Below are 21,989 nucleotides of genomic sequence, written 5' to 3' on the forward strand. Positions count from 1 at the left end.
GCTCCTTGGGGCGGAGTGGGTGGTGGGGCGGCGGGTCAGGGTTGGTTCGGGGTGCCGCAGAGCGGGGTGGACGGAGGCGAGTCGTCCGTTCCCAACCTCTGCCGGACTCTGTCGAGTGCTCCCAGAAGACCCTTCAGGTCCGCGCCGTTCACGTATTCCAGGACGGCCCGGTAGAAGGCGGCGGAGACATCGGGGTCCATGGCGTCGGCGGCGCTGAAGCAGAGGGTGTGGCCGGAGCGGAGCATGGCGGCCACCTGGCCCTGCGTGCTGTTCCCGTAGCGCGTCACGTCCTTGTGGGCGGAGAGCGCGAATCCGGGCGCGTCCGCCCAGGCCTGCTGGGCCTTCGCCGTCGCCAGATAGCGAACGAACTCCTCGGCGCTGTCGTCGCCGGTGAACTTCACGACGAAGTCCGCCGACACCTCCAGCGGTTGACCCTTGGGCGGTTTCACGTAGGTGTACGTCCTCACCTGGTCCGCCTCGAAGTCCTGGGCGGACAGCGCGCCGTGGCTCAAGGAACAGGTGTCGTCCTTCATGTCCTCCGTGGCCTTGTCGAATGTGAGGACGGACGCCTCTGAGAGCTCCTTCTCGTTCTTGTCGATGAGGTCGCGCCAGGTGGACCACGCCTCCGCGACCGGCTGCGACTTCCACTCCCGAGTCCCCGACGCCCAGTCCTTGTAGACGTCGACGCCCTCCTCGGCGAGCAGGATGTCCGCGATCCAGTCCGCGCCGGGCCAGCCGGAGGTCGGACCGGACGCCAGGCCGAGACACCAGGACTCGGGCCGGGATGCCAGGGCGGCCCAGGTGTTGGGAGGCGGCGGGACGATCACCTCGGGGTCGTACCAGACGAGGCTCTTGACGTCGGCCTTGACGGGGACCGCGTAGACGACATCGCCGTGCATGGCCAGCTCGCGGAACGGCTGTACGAACGCTTTCGTGTCGATCTCGATCGGTTGAAGTCTTTTGTCGTTCCGGAACTTCGTGAGTGCTCCCACACTCGGCAGCACGGCCAGGTCGGGCGCCGCGCCCGCGGCGTCTAGCTGGGGCGTCAGGTCGCGGGTCACCTGCGGTTGGACGTCGATGCCGGGGTGGCTCTTCTCGAAGGCGTCGATGAGCGAGTGGAAAGCTTCGAACTCGGTCCCGGTCCAGGGAACCATGATGGTCACCCGGTCCTTTTCCTCATCGCCGCACCCGACCGCCGTCAGGAGCAGTCCGAGAACCAGGGCGCGGCGCACGAGTGGTGCCGTCAGCCTCCTCACGTCTGCCTTCTCATGAGTGGGGGGAACCTGTACTCGGCGAGACGGTGCTTGAAGCCCAGGTACGTGAGCGCACCGGCGGCGACCAGCAGCGGCAGCATGATCGCCATGACCCATTCGTCAGCCCCGCCGTCCCTGCACCGCAGGCATGTGGTGACGGCGACGGACGCGGTCAGCAGCAGTGCCAGGCCGAGCGCGGGGCTGGGGTACTGGCGGAAGTGGTGGGCGACGACGTAGCCGGTCCCACAGACCAGCAGGAGCATGACGGCCACCGGGACGGTGAGCAGGGGCCACAGAACGTGAGGGTTCAGCCAGTGTGTCCTGCCCTGCTGTTCCAGGGCCGTTCTTTCGTTCACCGCGAGGTCATTGAGTGATTGGATGAGCCCCCCTGTGAAATCGACCTTGTTCTTGTCCCTGGGGTCCTTCGTCTTCTTGTCGGGCACCAGCGCGTGCGGCGCCGACATGCACTTTTGACCTGCGCTCGCGACTCTGTTGGCCAACTGCACGCACGTGGTCAACTGGCCCTGGACGAACTGGAAGTCGCGCAGCCCCTCGTCTTTGTTCGCGTTACCTTCAGCCGCCGAGGTGAGGAGGGTGCTCACCTGGGTGGTGCGGTTCGTGAAGTCGGAGCCGGGACCGATCAGGGTTTCCGCGTCGGCGCGGATGGCGACGCCCAGCGCGTTCATCGCCTTGTCGGCGTGTTCCTGCGCGGCGACGATGTCCTCGATGGATTCGTGCGTGCGACGAACCGCCTCCGCCTGATCCCCCGCCCGATTGGCGACCACGACATACAGCAACGCGGTCAGGGCCACCATCCCCAGCATGCCCGCCCTCAGCCACCGCAGGACCACGATCGGATGGGATGCGCGCAGCCTCGTCCGGAACGCACGCCATCGCACCCTCACGACGCGTCCACCGGCCCACGGCCGAACGTCCCGTCCCCGAGCCGGAAGCCGCACTCCTCGCAGAACTTCGCCGACGCCGACGACGATGCCGTACCGCAGCGCGGGCACTCTCGCGGCCCCGACGAGGCGTCGCGCACCGGGAGTTCGACCGCGTCGGCCAAGTCCATCGGCGCCGCCGCCGTCTTCGTCGAGTCCACCCCGATCCGCTGGATCTCCGCCCGGGAGACGTCCGGCCGCACCCGCAGCCTGCCGTCGGGGCCGGTGGTGGCCAGGGCGCGCAGCAGGCGCAGGCGTGCGGTGTCGCGGAGGTCCTGTGCCAGACCGGTCGCGAGGCGCAGTTCGTGGTCGGCGCGGGGGAGGTCGCCGCGCAGATGGGCGTCGGCGCAGGCGCGCATGGCCATGCCGAGTTCGCGTTCGTTCTCGACCCGGGTGAGGTGGGGCGAGCGGGGGATGCCGAAGCCGGGTGTCGAGCGACGGCGTACGACCATGGCCGCCGTTTCGGAGCAGGGCCGGCGGGTGCCGTCGGGGCGCTCGGCGTGCAGGGTGATCCGGGCGGCACGCAGGGGCTCGTCGACGGTCAGGGTGTGCGGGTCGAAGCGGAGGGAGACCTGGTACTGGCGGGTCTCCGGGGACCAGGAGCCCAGGGGGACATGGGTCTCGCGGTCGTGTTGCCCACGTGCCGTCAGTTCCGCCTCCACGGGGCGGGTCTGGCGTACGAACGCGAGCTGGAAACGGTCGTTGAGGCGCAGGCCCAGATACACCCGGGGCACGACGATGCGCTGCGCCTGCCGCAGGAGCCGGGTGAAGTCCTCGGTGAGGTCGGAGACGGTGACAACGGCCTCGGCGGTGCCGTGCAGGGCCTCGGTGATGCGGAGCAGCTCGGCATAGTGCCAGTCGCTGCCCAGCCCTCGGGCGTCGCAGACGAACTGGTCGGTGCACGTGGTGAGTACGTCGCCGAGCTGCTCGGGCGTCTCGTGCTCGTCCTTGCCGTCCGTGTAGAGCACGGCGTGCCGCACGGTGTGCGTCGTCACCGAGGTGAACAGACGCTGCGCGCAGGCCAGCCAGGAGCCGATCGACGTACCGCCCTCGGCGAGTTGGCCGACGACGCGGAGCTTGGCGTCCTCCCGTGTCAGGGCGTCGACGCGGGCGAGACCCCCGGTGGCCGGGAAGATCACGTCGGCCCTGTGGTTGCCCGCGACGATGCCCAGGAGCGTGCCGTCCCGGAGGGTGTCGATGGCCGCGCACATCGCGCGTTTCGCCTCGTCCAGCTTGCGGCCGGACATGGACAACGACCGGTCCATGATGAGGATTTCGGCGCCCGGGGTGTCCGGCAAGGCGTCCGCCGCGTCCGTCGCGGAGCGTGCCGTGACGGTGATGAGGGCGTCCGCACGCTGCTCGTCGTAGGCCAGATCCGGGGGTGCGTCCACTTCCAGGGCAAAGCTGAGTCCCAAGGGCGAGCTGTCCCCCACCGGCACCACCCGATCGCGTCGCTGCGTGTCCCTGTGTGTCCCTCTGCGTGTCCCCGTGTCCCTTACGGAGCGTGGATGCGTCCGCTACTTGGCGTATCAGGAGCTTAGCGTTGTGGGTCTTCCTCCGAAACGGGAATGACCGGTTCTGGCACGTCGTCCGGCCCATCTCCACCGAAGTGGGGGACGCAGCCGGTTCGCGAGGTCCACCAGCGCGACGTACTCGCGCTCGGTGGGCGCGTGCCGCCCGAGTTCGCGGACCGCGTCGGACAGTTGCGCGCGGTCGCGGTGGTGCAGGAAGTGCGCGTACTGGATCTCGGCGCGCAGTCCGGCGCGCGCCGCCCTGTCCATGTCGAGGCCGGCCAGGCCCGCCGCGGCCCGCTCCAGGTCGTCCCGCGTGGGCGCCGGGTGGGCAGGCCCGTCGAGGAACATGACGCTCAGTCGTACGGCCGCCACGCGCGCCTGCCGTTCGTAGCGGAACTCCTGTGCCAGCCGTACGGCGGTGCCCACCGCCTGCGTCCGGTCGCCGGCCAGCAGATGGACACGGGCCAGGCCGAAGCCGGCCGCGCCGAGCGCCGGGGTCGTGTCGAAGACCGCGCCGTAGTGCGAGCCGGCGGCGTCCAGGTCGCCCCGCAGCTCGGCGCACAGGCCGAGGGCGAGTTGCGGTATCAGCTCGCCGGGAACGGCTCTGCGTACTGTGGTGAACGCCGTCGTGGCCGACCGGATGTCCTCACGGGCCAGCGCGATCAGGCCGGAGTACCAGGCGTGCAGCCAGTGCCAGTCGTCCAGGCCCGCCGCCGCCAGCGCCCGCTCGGCCAGCTCCGGGTCCCTTCGGCTCAGGGCGTGCCGGCTCTCGCCCAGGGCCCGCATGGTCGAGCCCGCCATGTCCGGGGCGTCGGGATCGGACAACGGGGTCGGCAGCGCGGTCGCGATGTCGCCGGGCTCGGGGGAGGAGAACGGCGCCCGCATCGCCAGAGCCGCGTCCTCGCCGGGCCGCGCCTCGACCCAGTGGGCGAGCGGCCGGGCCGCCCCGAGACCGCCGTGCAGGGAATGCGGCATCGAACCGAACAGGGCCGACGGGCGGGCCACCTGACGATGGGTCGGCGCGGCTGCCACGACCTGCCGGACGACACCGCTGAGCTGCTCCGCGAACTGCCGCGCCGACACGAACCGCCGCGCCGGCCGCTCGGTGTCCGTGGCCCGCTCCAGCAGCAGATGGAGCGAGTCGACGCCGGGCAACGAGCGGTCGGTCCAGCGGGCGCGGCACACCGAGCGCAGCGTCATGCCCAGGGAGTAGAGATCGAAGCCCGGGGTCGGGTGCCGATGCTCCGGGTCGCTCTCCGGGGGCGCGTACGCCGGGGTGTACGCCACGACCGGCCCCTCGTCGCGCTGGCGGCGCACCGCGCCGAAGTCGATCAGCCGCACCTGGTCCAGCGCGCCCGCCGGGCTCCGCTCCCGGAACCGCATGATGTTCAGGGGTTTGACGTCGCAGTGCAGCAGGCCCCGGGCGTGCAGGTAGTCGAGCGCCTGGAGGATGCGGATACCGTGCGCGAGGAGGGTCTCCAGCCGGTCGCCGTCGCGCGCCGAGAGCGCCACGCCGGGAACGTACTCCAGGACGAGGTGCGGCCCCTCGGGCTCGTAGCCCAGGATGCGCACGATGCTGTCGTGCCGGAGCCCGACCAGTACGTCCCGTTCGTGCAGGGCGGTCTCGGCGACCGACCTGTGCAGGGCCTTGAGGACGACGTGGGCGGCGAGGTTGCGGTCGTGGGCGAGGTAGGCCGCGCCGAACGCTCCCGCGCCGAGGACGCGTTCGAGGTCGTAGCGGCCGGCGACGGTACGGCCGTCGGGCTGGGTGAAGTCGAAGCCCGTGCCGCATTCCGGGCAGTAGCCCCTCGTACGGCCCGGCTCGCCGTCGCGCCCACGGCCGACCGGCAGCTCGCAGTCGGGGTTGGGGCAGAAGCGGTGCTCCTCGGCGATCGGCTCCGCCGAGCGGGGCGGCTCCTCCGGGGCGTCGGGACCCTGATCGGAATCGACCAGTCCGAGGCCGTACCAGGGGTCCGGCCGCACCTGTGCCACGCCCCCGCCCGTGCCCCGCACCGGTTCCGGGACGCGGACCGGCGCCGTGGCGCGGTCCTGCGGCAGTCGCTCGCGGTCGCACACCTCGCAGAAGCCCTGCTGGTCGATCTCGCCACGGCCGCAGTCGGGGCGATTGCACATCCGCACGGCGTCACCCTTCTTCGATACGGCGGTTGACCTCGTCGGTGTAACGGCGGACCGCCCGGCGGGCGTCCACCAGCCTGATCGGCACCGTCTGCAGTGCCCGGGCGGCGGGGGCGTGGAGTTCGGCGAGGCGGCGGTCCTCGTCGCCGAAGTACCGGGCGGCTCGTACGCGGTGCAGTTCCAGGGTCGAGGAGAGGTCCTGGTGGGTTTCGACCATCCGGCGCAGGGCGCGGTCGAAGTCGGCCACTGCGGCGCGGGCCGCGACGGCCCGGTCGTGCACCGCGGTGAGTTCGGGGCTGGGTTCCGTGGCGCGGGCGACGGCCAGCCGGACCCGCAGCCGGGGCGCGATGCGGGGCGGCAGCCGGGGCGGGTCGAAGAACCGTACGCCCCACTCCTGGTCCAGCGCGGCGGCGGCGTCCTCCTCGCCGGCGAGCCGGCCGACGACCCGCTGGGCCTGTGCGGTGCTCACGCTCCCGACGACGGATCCGCGGATCGGTTCCGGGTCGAGGGACACGTCGTGGGCGAGGCCCTGGGGCGGCGCTCCCTCGAAGCCGAGCACGAGACGCAGCCCCCGCGACCGGGCCCGCTCGGCCAACGTCCCCAGCAGCTCCCGGACGAGGGCCTCCGGGTCCTCGGCCCGGTCGACGCCGCCCACCACCAGACAGGCGGGCGGCCTGCGCCGCAGCAGTTGCCACGCCAGCGCGTCGGCGTCCCCGTTCGGGAGCCCGAACCGGCGCGCGAGGTAGCCGCACACGTCGGCGACCGACTTGCCGCGCGCGTCGTAGGCCGCGTCGATGGCGCCCAGGCCGAGCACCGTGTCGCCGGGCGCGCCGGTGAGTTCCGCGTCGGAGACGGTGGCCCGGGACGCCGGGTCGGCCGTGCGTACGAGGCGCACCAGCCAGGAGTCGCCGACCGCGGTCGTGCCGCCGGTGCCGACGACGACGGTGCCCGGCCGGCCGCTGTCGAGCTGCCGGGTGAGCTCCTGCGTCAGGGCGAGCCGCAGCGGGTCGTCCAGTACGTCCTCCGCCAACGCGCCCCGGGAGCGCCCCAGTTCGTCGGCGGGGTCTCCTTCGACGAACCCCAGCTCCCCGATCCGGGGCAGATACATCAGCACCGTCTCGGTCGGCAGCATCCAGGCCGCCTTCGCGTCGCCGTCGACGAAGTCGGCCACCACGATGCCGATGACCCGCCCGTCGAACTCGCCGCCCCGCGCCAGCACTCCGGCGCCCGAATACCCCCGCTCGATCCACGGGTCGCCCAGGCGCACCCGCTTCATCAGCCCCCACTCGCCCTCCCGCCCGCCGGACCCCGCGAGCTGCGCGTCGGCCCCCATGCCGAGCGGATCGGCATGGGGAAAGCCGTACACGCGCACCGTGCCGCCGGAGATGGGCGCCTTCCACAGCGTGGTCCGGGTGCCGCACCCGGCCGGCTCGTCGAGTTCGAGCAGCGCCACGTCGCCGCGCTGCGTGCCGTCCTCGTGCACCCATGTCCCGGGTGCCACATGCGCGGGGCGGGTCCACTCCGGCCGGCACGCCACACTGCTGATCCGCACGTGACGCGTGGTGCCCCCGGGCGCCGCTCCGGCGTACCGGACGACGTGTGCACAGGTGAGCACATGGCGGTCGTCGAGCAGCACCCCGGCGCCACAGGGCGTGCCGTCCTCGTCGTCCACCCTCACGCGCCACGGACGGTCCTTGTGGTGATGCAGGGCCATATGCCCACGGTATGGCAACAGCCGCCACATGCACCCGAGTTGTCAAGCCGCCATGGACCCGCACTCAGGTGCGAACGTCGAGTTCGGCCAGCCCGGCCTCCCCGCGCACACTCACCCGCACATACCGCACGGCCCTCCCGTCCACCGGGTGCCACGCCCGCCCGTCCGCCGAGACCTCGACGCCGTACGACTCCGGCCGCTGCCGCCAACTCGGCAGCACGGAGCGGACGTCGATCGCCCGCCCCAGGTCGACCGTGAGAGCGGCGCGCTCGGCAGCCGGCGACCAGACGGTGGCCGCGCTGCCGTCCACGGCCGCCTCCGCGTACAGCCCCGGCTCGGCCGAGGTCGCCGTCGCCGGGCGGCAGCGGGCCAGGTCGGGGGTGTGGGCGAGGTCGGGGCGGCGGGTCTTGAGGGTGACCGTGCCGGAGAGCGTGTAGCGGCCCTCGGGGGTGTCCAGCAGGACGGGTGCACCCGAGCGGAGCCGCACGGTGGTGATCTCCGGCCCGATCGAGACGTCGTACGTCCGGCCCCGCCACCGCAGCCCCGACAGCCGTACCCCGTCCGAGAGCTGGGGCGGCAGCGTCGGGTCGAGGTGCAGGGCGTCCGGGCGCGGCCGTAGGCCCGTCAGGCCGTGCGTGAAGACCTGCAGGAAGCCGCCCTTGCCGGTGAGGAAGTCCTGGGCCGGGGAGCCCGCGAGCGGGTCGGCGGCGCCCGCCTTCTCGCCGCGCGACTCCGAGAACAGCGCGAACGGGCCCCGCGCGAAGGGCTGGTAGGCGCGCCGCAGGAAGGTGTACGCGGCACAGCCCGGCTCGCCGGTCGCGGCCGCGGCGATCGCGTGCACCGAGTCGGTCATGGCCGGGCCGTCCGGATCGGTGCGGGCGGTGTAGTGGTCGAGGGTGGCAGCCGCGGCGCCGTGCGGCATCGGCCACTCCAGCGGATACACGAGCAGCACGGTGTCGGCCTGCTTGACGGTGGCCCCGTCGTAGCCGTCGTACTGGAGGAAGATCCGCCGCTTCGGGTCGTACGGGATGCGCAGCCGCCCGGCGATGCGCGCCCAGTCGGCCGGGGCCGGCGTGCCCAGGTCGCGGGCCGCGTCGGTCGCGGCGCGCAGGGCGGTCGCGGCGACGGCGTTGGTGTACGCGCCGTCGGTGACACCGTTGCTGTACTCGTCGGGACCGGCCACCTCCTTGACCGAGTACGAGCCGTCGGGGTTCTCGCTGACCCGCGAGGCCCAGTAACGCGCGATCCCGTCGAGCAGCGGCCAACCCCGGTCGCGCAGCCAGCCGAGGTCGCCGGTGGACAGGTAGTACTGCCAGGCGGCCAGCGCGATGTCGCCCTGGAGATGGTTCTGGGTCACGCAGTGCGGCGGCTGCCAGCTCTGGCACTCGCTCCACAGCCGCCCGCGGCTGCCGCTCGTCCACGGGTAGAACAGGCCCTTCACCGCCGTCCTCGCCGCGTTGTCGGCGGCGGCCGCGCGGGTGCGGTACCGGTACTCCAGGACCGGGCGGGCGAGTTCGGGGTGCATGGCGAGCAGCGCCGGGAACATCCAGGTCTCCGCGTCCCAGAACACCATGCCCGCGTAGTTGTCGCTGGTCAGCCCGGTCGGGCCGATGCTGTCGCGGGCACCCGCCCGCAGCGACGACAGCAGCCCGTACTGCGCCGAGCGCACCCAGAGCTGCAGGTCACGACGGCCCGGCACCTCGATGTCGGCCGTCCACAGGGCACGCCAGGCGACGCTGTGCGAGCCGAGCAGCGCCGTCCAGCCGCGCCCGGCGGCACGGTGCGCGGCCTCGCGGGCGGCGGAACGGGGGTCGCGGGAGGTGAGCGCGGTGTCGACGCCGACGAACTTGGTGGCGGTGTAGGTGCGTCCGGCGCGGACGGGCACATCCACGGCCTGACTGACACTCAGATCCTGTGCGCTACCGCGGAGTTGTCGCCGTCCGCCGGGCGGCGCGTGGAACGTGGAGGCGACCGCTCCGTCGATCCGGGTGGCCTGCGTCCGGAACGCCACGGCGATCGTGCGCCCGTCGACGCGGCCCGCCCCGGTCCCGGTGATCCGGCGGGCGCCGCGGCCGTCGATGCGGTCGGTGAGGGTGAGTTCGCCGTCCCAGTGCGGGGTGACGCGCAGCCGTACGGCGGCGGTGTGCGGGTCGTCGCGGGAGGTGAGGACGTCGTACGCGAGATCCGTGCGGCGGCCGTCGGGGGTGGTCCAGGTGAGAGTGGTGCGGAGGTAGCCGCAGCGCAGCGAGAGGGTCTGGCGGTAGCCGGTCACGCGGCTGCGGGCGCCGTAGGTCTCGCCACCGGCCCTGACGTCGAGGCCGGTCCAGTTCGGCAGCGCGGCGAGGGCCTCGCGGCCTGCCGTGTGCTCGGGGCCGCGGCCGTAGAGACCGGAGACGAACGTGCCGTCGTAGCGCGGGGTGTACAGGGGCCAGCCGGTCTTCTCACCGGAGGCGGCGTAGCCCGTGCCGGTGGGCGGGATGCGCGTGGCGAGGTAGCCGTTGCCGACGTAGGGGTGGTGGGCGTCCTTCGGGTCGATCCGGGTGGCGGCCGGTGCCCAGCCGGGGGCTTCGCAGGCGTTGGCGGGGGAGTGGAGGGCGGCGTGTGCCGGCGAGACGGAGTGGAGGGGAAGGACGGGACCGGCGGGACGGACGGGGTGGACGGGATGGAGAGGCTGTACGGGATGGAGTGGCTGGAGCGGGAGGAGGAGCGCGGCGGCCAGCAGGTGGGCGAGGAGGTGGGGCTTCGTCACGTCGTCGACGATGCGGGGTGGAAGGGGTAACGGGGGAAGATTCGCCGGGAATTACCACGTATGGGGTGAGGTGGGGCAGGGAGGGCGTGGGCCTGGATCACGGCCTAGCGGCAGGGTGCGGACGTCGGCGGCGTGGGGGCGCATTCCTCGATGCCGAGTTCGGAGAACCAGCCAGACCTGGGCGTATCCCTTGATCTCGACGCCCATGGCCTCCTGCCAGACGTCGGCGACGAAGACACCTAGTGCGTCGTGGGTCGCGCTGTAGGGGCGAAGGTCCTTGGGCGGGCCGATGAGCTGCTTCATCTCCTCGGCCGAGAACGGCTTGCCGAAGAGCGTCGCGTCGGGGTTCTCGGTGTCCGTCCGCACGCTCGCCGAGAACGCGGCCCCCTGCCGGTCGACCCGAGGGCCTGGGCGTGGGGGACGGCGAGGGAGAGGGCGCGGGAGAAGGCGGCGTCTCGCTGTCTGCCATGGCAGGGGTCTCGCTGGAGTAAGTGAAGTGAGGGCTGTGGAGGGAAAGTTGATGCTATGTCATGGGCCCGACACCCGTCGGCACGCTTCCGCGTACGCCCGCACCAGTGGCCGCCCCACGTCCTCGGCCCGCCACGCCAGTGCGTACCGGCTCGGCGAGATCCCCCGCACCGGACGCGTCACCACCCCGCCCAGGGTGATCAGCGGGGCGTTGCCCGTCGCGACCAGGCAGACACCGAGACCGGCGACGAGCGCCTCGTACGTCTCCTCCGTGCTCGCGATCTCCGCCCCGATGCGCGGCGGCCGGCCTCCCCGCTCCTCCAGCGCCAGCCAGTAGTCGCGCAACGGCCCGGCAGCCGCCGGCAGGGCGAGGAACGGCTCGTCGGCGAGGTCGGCGAAGTCGACCTCCGTACGGGCCGCGAGCGGATGGGATTCCGGGAGGGCGACCAGGCGGGGCTCCTGCGCGATCACCGTCCAGCCGTAGCGGTCGGCGTCCGGGAGGGGCAGCCAGACGAAGGCCACGTCCGCGTCGCCGTCCGCGAGGCCCGCCGTGGGGTCCTGCCAGCTCACCTGGCGCAGGCGCAGCACCGTGTCCGGGTGGTCGGCGGTGAAGCGGGAGCGGATCGCCGGGAGCAGGCCGCCGCGGCCAGGACTGGTGCTCATGCCGACCACCAGCGTGCCGCGCGCCGCGGCCCGGGCAGCCTCCATCGCCGCCGACCCCTCCGACCAGGCGTCCAGCACCCGCCGCGCGTGCGGCAGCAGTGCCGTACCGGCGTCGGTGAGCGTGACGCCCTGCGGATCCCGGCGGAACAGCTCCACGCCCAACTGCCGCTCCAGCGCCCGTACCTGCTTGCTGAGCGCGGGCTGGGAGACGTACAGCCGCTCGGCCGCGCGGGTGAAGTGCAGCTCCTCGGCCACCGTCACGAAGTAGCGCAGATCGCGCACATGAACGTCCATCGTCATAACCATCGGTTATCAGCGTGGGTCTTGGACGCGCAACCGGGCACGGCGGCAGGCTGGATCCACCCAAGCGGGCAAGCCGCGAAAACGAGGAGCTGTCATGAACAGGGTGTGGCTGATCACCGGCGCGAGCAGCGGTTTCGGGCGGGCCATCGCGGAGGCGGCGCTCGCCGAGGGCGACGTGGTCGTGGGTGCCGTACGGCGGCCCGAGGGGCTGGACGATCTCGTGGCCGCCCACCCCGACCAGGTCGAGGCGCTGCGGCTGGACGTCGGGGACACGGGGGCCGCCGAGGCCGCCGTACGGGATGTGATCGCCCGGCACGGACGGATCGACGTGCTGGTCAACAACGCGGGCCGTACCCATGTGGGCGCATTCGAGGAGACAACCGAGGACGAGTTGCGCAAGCTGTTCGATGTGCATGTCTTCGGGCCCGCCGCCCTCACACGCGCGGTGCTTCCGCACATGCGGGAGCGGCGGGCCGGAGCGATCGTGCAGATGAGCAGCATGGGCGGGCAGATGTCCTTCGCGGGCTTCTCGGCGTACAGCGCCACCAAGTTCGCGCTGGAGGGCATGTCCGAGGGGCTCGCGGACGAGGTCGCCGAGTTCGGCATCAAGGTGCTGATCGTGGAGCCGGGTTCGTTCCGGACCTCGCTGTTCGAGACGGGGCGGGCCGGGGCCAGCTCCGACAGCGGGCTGTACCCCAAGGTGAGCCAGACCCGCGACTTCGTCTCCGGCGGCGACGGCACCCAGCCCGGCGACCCGGCGAAGGCGGCGGCCCTCATCCTGGCCGCGCTGGAGGCCGACCGCACCCCGCTGCGCCTGCCCCTCGGCGACGACGGCGTCGACGCGGTCCTCGGCCACCTCGACCAGGTCCGCGAGAACGTCGCGGCGTGGGAGAAGAGCGCACGGGCGACGGCCTTCGACGACTGAGGTGAAGACGAGGTCGGGGGCGGCTCAGCCGCCCCCGACCCGTTTTCCTTGCAGGGCCCTTGTGCAATTCCTGTGGAGGCCTCAATCTTTCGGCTGGCGCACAGGTGCGACACAGGGAATTGACATGTCCCTGCCTTCTCCCTAGTTCACTCCGCTCCCGTGCACCCCCCACCAGCGCACCACCGATTGAGGAGGACCCCTCAGATGGCAGTGATGCGTAAGTCCCGAAGAGACTCCCGGCGAAGACTGGCCGCCCTCAGCGCGGCGGCCACCGCGGCCCTCGCCGCGAGCCTCGTCTCCGCTCTCCCCGCCGCGGCCGCTCCCGAGGGCCGTATCCAGTACGCGGGCGCGGCGAACGCCGTGGCCGACAGCTACATCGTGACCCTCAAGGCGGACCACGCCCGTTCGGGTTCCCAGGCGGGGCGCGCCCTCGTCGAGAAGTACGGCGCCGACGTCGAGCGCACCTACAAGAAGGCGCTGAACGGCTACGCGATCGACGCCTCCGAGGCGCAGGCCAAGGCGCTCGCCGCCGACCCGGCGGTCGCCTCCGTCGTCCAGAACCGCACGTTCGGCATCAACGCGACCCAGACCAACCCGCCTTCCTGGGGCCTGGACCGCATCGACCAGAAGAACCTGCCGCTGAACAGCTCGTACACCTACCCGGACTCGGCCGGACAGGGCGTGACGGCCTACGTCATCGACACCGGCGTACGCATCACCCACAGCGACTTCGGCGGCCGTGCCTCCTACGGCTACGACGCCATCGACAACGACAACACCGCCCAGGACGGCCACGGCCACGGCACGCACGTCGCGGGCACGGTCGCCGGCAGCGCGTACGGCGTCGCCAAGAAGGCCAAGGTCGTCGGCGTCCGCGTGCTGAACAACTCCGGCCAGGGCACCACCGCCCAGGTCGTCGCCGGCATCGACTGGGTCGCCCAGAACGCGGTCAAGCCGGCCGTCGCCAACATGTCCCTCGGCGGCGGCGCCGACACCGCCCTCGACACGGCCGTACGCAACGCCATAGCCTCCGGCGTCACCTTCGCCGTAGCGGCGGGCAACGAGTCGACGAACGCCTCCACCAGGTCACCCGCACGCGTCACCGAAGCCATCACGGTCGGCGCTACAACCTCGTCCGACGCCAAGGCGAGCTACTCCAACTACGGCTCGGTGCTCGACCTCTTCGCACCGGGCTCGTCCATCACCTCGGCCTGGAACTCCAGTGACTCGGCGACCAACACCATCTCCGGTACGTCGATGGCGACCCCGCACGTCGCGGGCGCGGCCGCGCTCCACCTCGCCGACAACCCCTCGGCCACCCCGTCCCAGGTCGCCTCGGCCCTGACGTCCGCCGCCACGACCGGCGTCGTCACCAGCCCCGGCACGGGCTCGCCCAACCGTCTCCTCTACGTCGGCGGCGGCACGACCACCCCGCCCGGCCCGCGCTTCGAGAACACCGGTGACTACGCGATCGCCGACAACTCCACGGTCGAGTCCCCGGTGACGGTCTCCGGCGTCTCCGGCAACGCGCCCTCGGCCCTCGCCGTCGAGGTCCACATCGTCCACACGTACATCGGCGACCTCCAGGTCCAGCTGATCGCCCCCGACGGCACGGCGTACACGCTGAAGTCGTACGGCACCGGCGGCAGTTCGGACAACATCAACACCACGTACTCGGTGAACGCCTCCTCCGAGGCCGCCAACGGCACGTGGAAGCTCCGCGTCAGCGACAACGCGAACCTGGACACGGGGCGTATAGACGCCTGGGCGTTGCAGTTCTAGCCCTCGTCGTGGCCCCGACTCAGTAATCCACCTCGTCCTCGCGGCACAGCTCGGGTCGGTGACCCAGCCCGCCGCGAGGACGAGGCGCGTGGCCCCCGTGGTGCTCCAGGCGTTGGCGCGAGCCCGCTGGGGACCTGCGGCCCCAGACCCCCGCTTCGGCCCTGAAGGGGCCTCGTCCTCAAACGCCGGACGGGCTGAGATTGCCTGGACCGGCGCCGAGAAGTCGATACGACGGGGATGGGCGTACCCCCACGAGCCTGCAGTCGCGTACGGCGGGAAGGGGACACCCCCCGGCACGGCCCCGACCCACAACCCACCCGCAGGCGCTACGCGCACCCCCACCCCACCCGCACAGGCGCCGCAGGCACAAACGCGCACCCCCACCGAACCCGCACCGGCCGCCGCAGGCATCCCCGGCCCCACCATCGGAGGCAAACCCGCATGACAACCCCCCTCGCCCCGCGCTTACGATTCGCCCAGCCGCACGCCAGTTCCCGCCACCCGGCACCCCCGCCCGACCCAGGAGCCCGGTACTCGTGTCCATACCCCCGCCCCCCGGACCCCAGCAGCCCCCAGGGTCCCCGGAGCAGCCCCAAGGGCCGTACGCACAGGGCCAGTACCCGCCGCCGTCGCCGTACGCCCAGGGCACGCCCGGTGCCCCGGGACCGTACGCGTACCAGCAGCCCTACGGCCCGTACAGCCCGTACGGCCCCTACGGCCGCCCCGCGCCCGTCAACGGCGTCGCCATCGGCGCCCTCGTCCTCGGCATCCTGTGCTTCGTCCCGGCCGTCGGCCTGGTGCTGGGGCTGATCGCGCTCGCGCAGATCAAGAAGAAGGGCGAGCGAGGCAAGGGCATGGCGGTCGCCGGTTCCATCCTGTCCTCCGTCGGGCTGGCGCTGTGGGTGCTGATGCTGTCCACGGGCTCCGCCTCCGACTTCTGGGAGGGCTTCAGGGACGCGGCGAGGGGCGACGGCACCGCCTACGCGCTCGCCAAGGGCGACTGCTTCGACTCGCCGACCGGCAACCTGGAGGGGGACGCGTACGACGTCGACGAGATGCCCTGCTCCCGCGCGCACGACGGCGAGGTCTTCGCGGTCGTCACGCTGCCGGACGGGGACTTCCCGGGCGACGACGAGGTCACCGGCATCGCCGACGAGAAGTGCTACGCACTCCAGGACGGCTACGCCATGGACACCTGGGCCGTCCCGGACGACGCGGACGTCTACTACTTCATCCCCTCCGAGCAGAGCTGGCGCTTCGGCGACCGTGAGATCACCTGCCTGTTCGGCAGCACGGAGGAGAACGGCAAGCTGACCGGCTCGCTGCGCAACGACGCGACGACACTCGACACCGACCAGACCACCTTCCTCTCCGCCACGAACGCCGTCGACGCGGTGCTGTACGAGGAGCCCGAGGAATACCCGGAGGAGGACCTGGCGGCGAACCAGGCCTGGGCCGAGGAGGTCCACACGGTCCTCGGCGAGCAGATCGGGGCTCTGCGCGGGCATGAGTGGCCGGCCGGGGCAGAGCAGTCGGTCGCCGATCTGGTCAAGGAGATGGAGGGCGCCCGGAGGGCCTGGGAGCGGGCGGCCGCGGCGAAGGACGCGGACACGTTCTACACGCACTACGACCGTGGGTACGAGTACGTGGACGGCCGTACGACGGTCACCGCGCGCAAGGCTCTGGGCCTGGACACCACCGTGCCGACGTACGAGGAGGACTCGGGCGGTGGCAGCGAGAGCGGGAGCGGCGGCGGCATCAATGTGTGAGCGGATGTGTGAGTGCGGCTATAGCGGGGAGAAAGTGCCTGCGTAAAGCCCTCCGCGGGCACAAGTCATCACATCGAGTGATTCTCTGGCCTTTGCTTGCATGGGACAACCCACGGTTGCCACGCTGTTGCTGTCTGTACAACCTGATGGGAGCGGCCAGTGACTTTCGGTGAGCAGCCGGCGTACCTGCGCGTCGCGGGTGATCTCCGCAAGAAGATCGTCGACGGTTCGCTGCCACCGCACACCCGCCTCCCCTCCCAGGCCAGGATCCGCGAGGAGTACGGCGTCTCGGACACCGTCGCCCTCGAGGCGCGCAAGGTCCTCATGGCCGAGGGTCTGGTCGAGGGCCGCTCCGGGTCCGGGACGTACGTCCGTGAGCGCCCCGTGCCCCGCCGGATCGCCCGCTCCGGCTTCCGCCCGCCGAGCGGTGCCACGCCCTTCCGTCAGGAGCAGGCCGACGGCGAGGCCCGCGGCACCTGGGAGTCCAACAGCGCGCAGGCAGAGGCGAGTGTCGCCGTCGCCGAGCGGCTCGACATCCGGCCCGGCGACCGCGTCATGTGCACGCGGTACGTCTTCCGGGACGCCGGCGAGACGATGATGCTCTCCACCTCCTGGGAGCCCCTCGCGGTCACCGGCCGCACCCCCGTGATGCTGCCCGAGGAGGGCCCGCTCGGCGGCATGGGAGTCGTCGAGCGCATGGCGGCCATCGACGTCGTCGTGGACAACGTGACGGAGGAGGTGGGTGCGCGCCCCGGTCTGGCGGAGGAACTGCTGGCGTTGGGCGGTGTGCCCGGCCATGTGGTCGTCGTCATCCAGCGCACCTACTACGCGTCGGGCCGTCCCGTGGAGACGGCGGACGTGGTGATCCCCGCGGACCGCTACCGGGTCGCGTACCACCTCCCAGTGAAGTAGCGCACACCTTCACCGCAGTTGCCGCGTCAGAGCCCCAACTCCCGCCCCGTCCACCGCCGTTGGAATCTGGCCGTTCTCCCAGGTCGTAGCAGGCGTGTCCGCCATGCCTGTGACCGGATGCATCGACGTCCCCGCACGGCGCATTCAATGCCGTGCGCCCCCTGCGACTTGGCTGGTTGCGTACCTCTTTGTGAAAAGGCGTATTCGCTGCGTAAAGGTTAGGCGTAGGCTCGGGCATATGCGGATTGCGGTTTCCTTAGCGGGCGGGGCACAGCACAGGCCGCGAGCGGGCCTTGGGCGGCTGCGGGCGGGAGCGAGCAGCCGGCTGTGGGCGGGAAGGAGCGGTGGGGCGCGATGAACGACAGCACGATCACTCTTCCTTGGCTCGTCGTCCGGCAGGACGACAACGGCAATCGGTACCGCGTGGGCCGGTACGCGACACGGGCGGAGGCCCAGAAGATCGCGGACAGCCTCGACGGCCGTGGACACAAGCAGCTGTACTGGGTCGAGCGGATCGCGCGGAACGGAGACGGCGCCGACAGCGCCGACGGCTGACGCACACCCGGCCCCCGCACGGGACGAATCCCCGCGCGGATTCCCGCTCCCGTAGGCTCCGGCGCATGACGGAACGGATCGTGGTCGGTGCCGCACTGCTGGACGGGGGTCGCCTGCTCGCGGCGCGCCGCAGCGCGCCCGAGGAACTGGCCGGGCGCTGGGAGTTGCCCGGCGGGAAGGTCGAGCCCGGAGAAGCGCCCGAGGCGGCGCTGGTGCGGGAACTTCGGGAGGAACTCGGCGTCGACGCCGAGGTGATCGAGCGGGTGCCGGGGCAGTGGCCCCTGAAACCTCCGTACGTCCTGCAGGTGTGGACCGTTCGTCTCCTGCCCGGCACCCCGGACCCCAAGCCCCTCCAGGACCACGACGCGCTGCGCTGGCTGGAGTCCGGGGAAGTCTGGGACGTGGACTGGCTGGACCAGGATGTGCCCGCGGTCCGCGAGGTGGCCGAGCGGCTTGGCGCGGGCTGAGCGACCCGGGGAGGTCGGGCGGCCGGCGTCGATGACCGCCCGCGGCCTGTCTGCCTGTGCGATATCGCCTCTCGATATCGGGTATGTGCCTATTAACCCCACGAAACCGGACATGGGTGGACCCGCTGGCCTGGGAAGTGATCGGCGTGATCGACACCGAAGGCGACGGCGCCGACTGGAGCTTTCCCGCAGAACCCGGCGCGGTCCCCGCCGCACGCGCGGCCGTCCGCGGCCGCCTGCGCGAGTGGGGCCTGGACAGCCTCGCCGACATCACGGCGCTCCTGGTCAGCGAGCTGGTGACCAACTCCCTCCGGCACGCCACGGGCCCCATCGGCGTACGTCTGGTTCGCCCCGCCGCCCTCGGTGACGTCCTTCTGGTCGAGGTCTCCGACCCCCTCCCCGACCCACCCCGCGAGCGCATCGCCCATCCCGAGGACGAGAGCGGCCGTGGACTCCAGCTCGTGGCGCACTCCTCACGCCGATGGGGAACCCGGCCGGGCCGCAACACCGGCAAGACGGTGTGGTTCGAGCTCGCGGTGCCGGACTGACCGCCGGTCGCGTCCGCACCTCGCCCGCCGGCCCTACAGCCCGTCAGCAGGCGTCCACTTCGCTGTACGTCCGCCCTCACCCTGTCGAGCATCTGGTTCAGGCCAGTGGCAGTTGGCCCGGGGCGTGATTCGACTGCGTGTCCGCTGGTTAGAAGACTGGAAGTGTTTCTGCGGCCGGGACCGAAAACCATCGGGAACGTGCTGTGATCGTGAACACCGTGTTGTGCGGGGCCGTAGTGCTGGATACTGCGGGCAGCCGCCGCCGGTGACCGGTGCCGGACGCGGTGAGCTGGAGGGGACGGTTCGCGTGAGCGAGATACCAGCGAAGGCCACGGAGTCCGAGGACCCGTCGGACGGCGCGAGGACGAAGGCCGCGGGAGAGCGGGCGGCCTACGACACCCAGGACTCCCGAGCCACACGGGCCTCCCGACACACACAGGACTCCGGACACACACAGGACTCCGGACACACACAGACCTCCGGACACACGCAGGCCTCGCGGACCCCACGGGACGCACATGCCGACGCCGCCACCGCCTCCGGCTTCCTCGCCGACGAGGTCCGCCCGGGTGACCCCGTCTGGCAGAGCAGCCCGCCCGGCTCGATCTACGACTACATCAAGGTCGCGTCCTTCTCCATCGGCCCCGACGGCCTGGTCGACCAGTGGAGCCTGCGCGCCGAGCAGGTCTTCGGCATCCCGGCCGAGCGTGCCGTCGGGATGGACCCCATAGAGGCGTTCATCGACCCCGACCTGCGCGAGCAGGGGCAGCGCAAGATGGCCGAGATCCTGGACGGGCGGGAGTGGACCGGCGTGGTCCCCTTCCGGATGCCGGACGGCGCCGACGGAGGGCGCGGCAAGGACGGTCTCGCCGAGGTGTACGTCATGCCGACGCGCACCGAGGGCGGCGAGAAGGCCGCCGTGTGCATCGTGGTCGACGTCCGCACCCTGCGCCGGATGGAGACCGACCTCGCGGCCTCGCAGGCGATTTTCGGTCAATCTCCGTTCGGATTCGTGCTGATCGACCCCGAGTTGAAGGTCCGCCGCGCCAACCAGCGGTTCGCCTCCCTCTTCGGAGGCACACCGGACGACCACCGTGGCCGCGACGTCCACAACTATCTGCCCCGCGCCGAGGCCGACCGGGTCGCGGCCACCCTGCGCCGGGTGCTGGAGAGCGGCGACTCCATCACGGACATGCACGTCACGGGCTTCCTGCCCGGCTCCGACGAGCGTCGTCACTGGTCCGTCTTCCTCTACCGGGTGCACAGCGGCAGCGGCCGCCCCATCGGCATCGCCTGGCTCGGAACCGACATCACCGCCCGGCGCGCCGCGGCCCGCGAGGCCGCCGCCGCCCGGCGCAATCTCGCCCTCCTGAACGAGGCCGGTGCCCGCATAGGCAACTCCCTGGACCTGGAGACCACGGCCCGCGAACTCCTCGACGTCGTGGTCCCCGGCTTCTGCGATCTGGCCACGGTCGACCTCTACCAGGGCCTGCTGGCCGGCGACGAGACCCCGCCCGGCCTGGCCGACGGCAGCGCGGAGCTGCGCCGTGTCGCCTTCGCCAGCGCTGTCTCGGACGCGCCCTTCGTCGGCGGCGGCGCCCCCGTGGCGGTCGGCGCCGTCCACCACTACCCCTTCAACTCGCCCTGCGCGGACGCCCTGCGCACCGCCCGGCCGCGGCACGTGCCCGGCGAGGAGGGCGGCCTCGTGCAGTCCACGCTCGCCGTGCCGATGGTCGCCCACGACACGGTCGTAGGACTGGCGCAGTTCGCCCGCACGAAGGGCAGCGAGCCGTTCGGGGAGCGGGACCGCGACCTCGCGGTGGAGCTGGCGGCGCGGGCGGCGGTGTGCATCGACAACGCCCGCCTGTACCGCCGCGAGCACGAGCGCGCGCTGATACTGCAACGGTCCCTGCTCCCGCCGGGGGACCCGGTCGCGTCCGGCCTGGACATCGCGTGCCGCTACCTTCCCGGCAACGCCTCCTCCGACCGCCCGAGCGAGGTGGGCGGCGACTGGTTCGACGTCATCGAACTCCCCGGCCACCGCACGGCGTTGGTCGTCGGGGACGTCATGGGACGGGGACTGCGCGCTGCCGTGGCGATGGGCGAACTCCGTTCGGCCGTACGAACGCTGGCGTTGCTGGACCTCGAACCGGCCGAGGTCCTCTCGGCGCTGGACGAGATCGCGCGCGGCCTGGGCGCCCCCGGCGGCGTCCAGCAGGCCACGCGAGCGGCGCGCCGGCCCCGGGAGGCGGACCTGTCCGAGGTGTACCTGGCGACGTGTGTGTACGCGGTCTACGACTCGGTGACACGCCGCTGCACCTTCGCCAACGCGGGCCACCTCCCACCGGTCCTGGTCGAACCCGGCGAGGCGGCGCTGATGCTGGACGTGCCGCCCGGGATGCCGTTGGGCGTGGGCGGCGAGCCCTTCGAGGAGGTGGAGGTCGAGCTGCCGGAGGGCGCGCTGCTGGCGCTCTACACGGATGGACTGGTCGAGTCCCGTGACCACCCCTTGGACGAGGGCCTGCAAGCCTTCGTGGGCGCGCTCACGGATCCGACCCGCCCCCTGGAGGACGTCTGCGACCACGTCCTCAACACGCTCGACTCCCACCACGGCGAGGACGACATCGCCCTGCTGATGGCCCGCGTCCAGGGCCTGCCCGCCGAGTCGGTCGGCGACTGGACCCTGCCGCGCGAGCCGCGCAGCGTGGGCCGAGCCCGCGAGTACGCCCGCGGCCAGCTGCTGTCCTGGGACCTGGAGCCCCTGGTGGACACGACAGAACTCCTGGTCAGCGAACTGGTCACCAACGCCCTGCGCTACGGAGAGGGCGACATCAGGCTGAGACTGCTGTTGGACCGCACCCTGGTCTGCGAGGTCTGGGACTCCGGCCTGGTCCAGCCACGCCGCCGCCGCGCCCGCGACACGGACGAGGGCGGCCGCGGCCTCCAACTCGTCGGCCTCCTCAGCGCGGCCTGGGGCTCCCGCCGCACCCCCCGCGGCAAGACGGTCTGGTTCGAACTCCCGCTGCCGGACGGGGAGAACGGGCTGACGGACCCGGCGGAGGCGTTGCTGAGCCTGTTCTGAGCGGGCTGGGGGGGAGCCAGAGTTGTGGGCCCGCTCCCGCGGAGGGGCTGTTGCCGCGGTCACGTCGCGCCTGTGTGGGCGGCTTGGCGGGGCCGCGGGCGGCCGCCGTCGTCCGGCTTCCTGCCCGGCGGGGTGCCGTCGAGGGTCGTGGGTCCGCTTACGCGGGGGTGTGTTGCCGTGGTCGCGCCCGTGCGCTTGGGGCTCGTCG

At 72.1% G+C, this 21,989-nt stretch carries 16 protein-coding genes; 8 read left to right on the plus strand and 8 right to left on the minus strand.

Annotated features, from left to right (window positions below):
* Positions 1-35: 35 nt before the first annotated feature.
* The 8 genes from ABD932_RS26275 to ABD932_RS26310 all read right to left on the minus strand — a co-directional run bounded on the left by ABD932_RS26275 (position 36) and on the right by ABD932_RS26310 (position 11,738).
* Positions 36-1,256, minus strand: coding sequence for an ABC transporter substrate-binding protein (locus ABD932_RS26275; RefSeq protein WP_345015971.1), 1,221 nt, complete (start codon positions 1,254-1,256; stop codon positions 36-38).
* A complete protein-coding gene (locus tag ABD932_RS26280; RefSeq protein ID WP_345015972.1) occupies positions 1,253-2,104 on the minus strand; it encodes a hypothetical protein in 852 nt (283 codons plus the stop codon). Before ABD932_RS26280 ends, ABD932_RS26275 begins: the two co-directional genes overlap by 4 nt.
* Positions 2,105-2,154: 50 nt before the next feature.
* On the minus strand, positions 2,155-3,609 hold the full coding sequence (locus ABD932_RS26285) for a VWA domain-containing protein (protein WP_345015973.1): 1,455 nt from the start codon (positions 3,607-3,609) through the stop codon (positions 2,155-2,157).
* 114 nt (positions 3,610-3,723) lie between these two features.
* Positions 3,724-5,841 (minus strand): serine/threonine-protein kinase, encoded by a 2,118-nt coding sequence (locus ABD932_RS26290; RefSeq protein WP_345016422.1) that lies wholly within the window; start codon positions 5,839-5,841, stop codon positions 3,724-3,726.
* 10 nt (positions 5,842-5,851) lie between these two features.
* Positions 5,852-7,558 (minus strand): S1 family peptidase, encoded by a 1,707-nt coding sequence (locus ABD932_RS26295; protein WP_345015974.1) that lies wholly within the window; start codon positions 7,556-7,558, stop codon positions 5,852-5,854.
* A gap of 64 nt (positions 7,559-7,622) precedes the next feature.
* A complete protein-coding gene (locus ABD932_RS26300) occupies positions 7,623-10,307 on the minus strand; it encodes a glycosyl hydrolase family 65 domain-containing protein (RefSeq protein ID WP_345015975.1) in 2,685 nt (894 codons plus the stop codon).
* A gap of 51 nt (positions 10,308-10,358) precedes the next feature.
* A complete protein-coding gene (locus ABD932_RS26305) occupies positions 10,359-10,673 on the minus strand; it encodes a hypothetical protein (protein WP_345015976.1) in 315 nt (104 codons plus the stop codon).
* Between the two features lie 162 nt (positions 10,674-10,835).
* Positions 10,836-11,738 (minus strand): LysR family transcriptional regulator, encoded by a 903-nt coding sequence (locus ABD932_RS26310; RefSeq protein ID WP_345015977.1) that lies wholly within the window; start codon positions 11,736-11,738, stop codon positions 10,836-10,838.
* 97 nt (positions 11,739-11,835) lie between these two features.
* Here ABD932_RS26310 and ABD932_RS26315 point away from each other — a divergent pair, with 97 nt between their 5' ends.
* From ABD932_RS26315 to ABD932_RS26350, 8 genes are all read left to right on the plus strand, one after another.
* Positions 11,836-12,666, plus strand: a complete 831-nt coding sequence (locus ABD932_RS26315) for an oxidoreductase (protein ID WP_345015978.1) — start codon at positions 11,836-11,838, stop codon at positions 12,664-12,666.
* A gap of 204 nt (positions 12,667-12,870) precedes the next feature.
* Positions 12,871-14,448: a S8 family peptidase gene (locus ABD932_RS26320; protein WP_345015979.1), complete on the plus strand. Its 1,578-nt coding sequence runs from the start codon at positions 12,871-12,873 to the stop codon at positions 14,446-14,448.
* A gap of 536 nt (positions 14,449-14,984) precedes the next feature.
* On the plus strand, positions 14,985-16,217 hold the full coding sequence (locus ABD932_RS26325) for a DUF4190 domain-containing protein (RefSeq protein WP_345015980.1): 1,233 nt from the start codon (positions 14,985-14,987) through the stop codon (positions 16,215-16,217).
* A 159-nt stretch (positions 16,218-16,376) separates the two neighbouring features.
* Positions 16,377-17,129 carry a GntR family transcriptional regulator gene (locus ABD932_RS26330; RefSeq protein WP_126394788.1) on the plus strand — a complete coding sequence of 251 codons (753 nt, stop codon included), beginning with the start codon at positions 16,377-16,379 and terminating at the stop codon, positions 17,127-17,129.
* A gap of 354 nt (positions 17,130-17,483) precedes the next feature.
* Positions 17,484-17,684, plus strand: coding sequence for an SPOR domain-containing protein (locus tag ABD932_RS26335; protein ID WP_250093367.1), 201 nt, complete (start codon positions 17,484-17,486; stop codon positions 17,682-17,684).
* Between the two features lie 65 nt (positions 17,685-17,749).
* The gene (locus ABD932_RS26340; protein ID WP_345015981.1) at positions 17,750-18,151 is read left to right on the plus strand and encodes a (deoxy)nucleoside triphosphate pyrophosphohydrolase; all 402 of its coding nucleotides are present in this window, start codon (positions 17,750-17,752) and stop codon (positions 18,149-18,151) included.
* 116 nt (positions 18,152-18,267) lie between these two features.
* A complete protein-coding gene (locus tag ABD932_RS26345) occupies positions 18,268-18,699 on the plus strand; it encodes an ATP-binding protein (protein ID WP_345015982.1) in 432 nt (143 codons plus the stop codon).
* A 307-nt stretch (positions 18,700-19,006) separates the two neighbouring features.
* Positions 19,007-21,781: a SpoIIE family protein phosphatase gene (locus tag ABD932_RS26350; protein ID WP_345015983.1), complete on the plus strand. Its 2,775-nt coding sequence runs from the start codon at positions 19,007-19,009 to the stop codon at positions 21,779-21,781.
* Positions 21,782-21,989 lie beyond the last annotated feature (208 nt).

This window comes from Streptomyces shaanxiensis, assembly GCF_039537145.1.
Classification (GTDB): Bacteria; Actinomycetota; Actinomycetes; order Streptomycetales; family Streptomycetaceae; genus Streptomyces; species Streptomyces shaanxiensis.

Bases quoted from the DNA above. Each gene is read 5' to 3' on its own strand.
- ABD932_RS26290 (WP_345016422.1), bottom strand. From the start codon at position 5,841: ATGTGCAATCGCCCCGACTGCGGCCGTGGCGAGATCGACCAGCAGGGC.
- ABD932_RS26295 (WP_345015974.1), bottom strand. From the start codon at position 7,558: ATGGCCCTGCATCACCACAAGGACCGTCCGTGGCGCGTGAGGGTGGAC.
- ABD932_RS26310 (WP_345015977.1), bottom strand. From the start codon at position 11,738: ATGACGATGGACGTTCATGTGCGCGATCTGCGCTACTTCGTGACGGTG.
- ABD932_RS26315 (WP_345015978.1), top strand. From the start codon at position 11,836: ATGAACAGGGTGTGGCTGATCACCGGCGCGAGCAGCGGTTTCGGGCGG.
- ABD932_RS26320 (WP_345015979.1), top strand. From the start codon at position 12,871: ATGGCAGTGATGCGTAAGTCCCGAAGAGACTCCCGGCGAAGACTGGCC.
- ABD932_RS26335 (WP_250093367.1), top strand. From the start codon at position 17,484: ATGAACGACAGCACGATCACTCTTCCTTGGCTCGTCGTCCGGCAGGAC.
- ABD932_RS26340 (WP_345015981.1), top strand. From the start codon at position 17,750: ATGACGGAACGGATCGTGGTCGGTGCCGCACTGCTGGACGGGGGTCGC.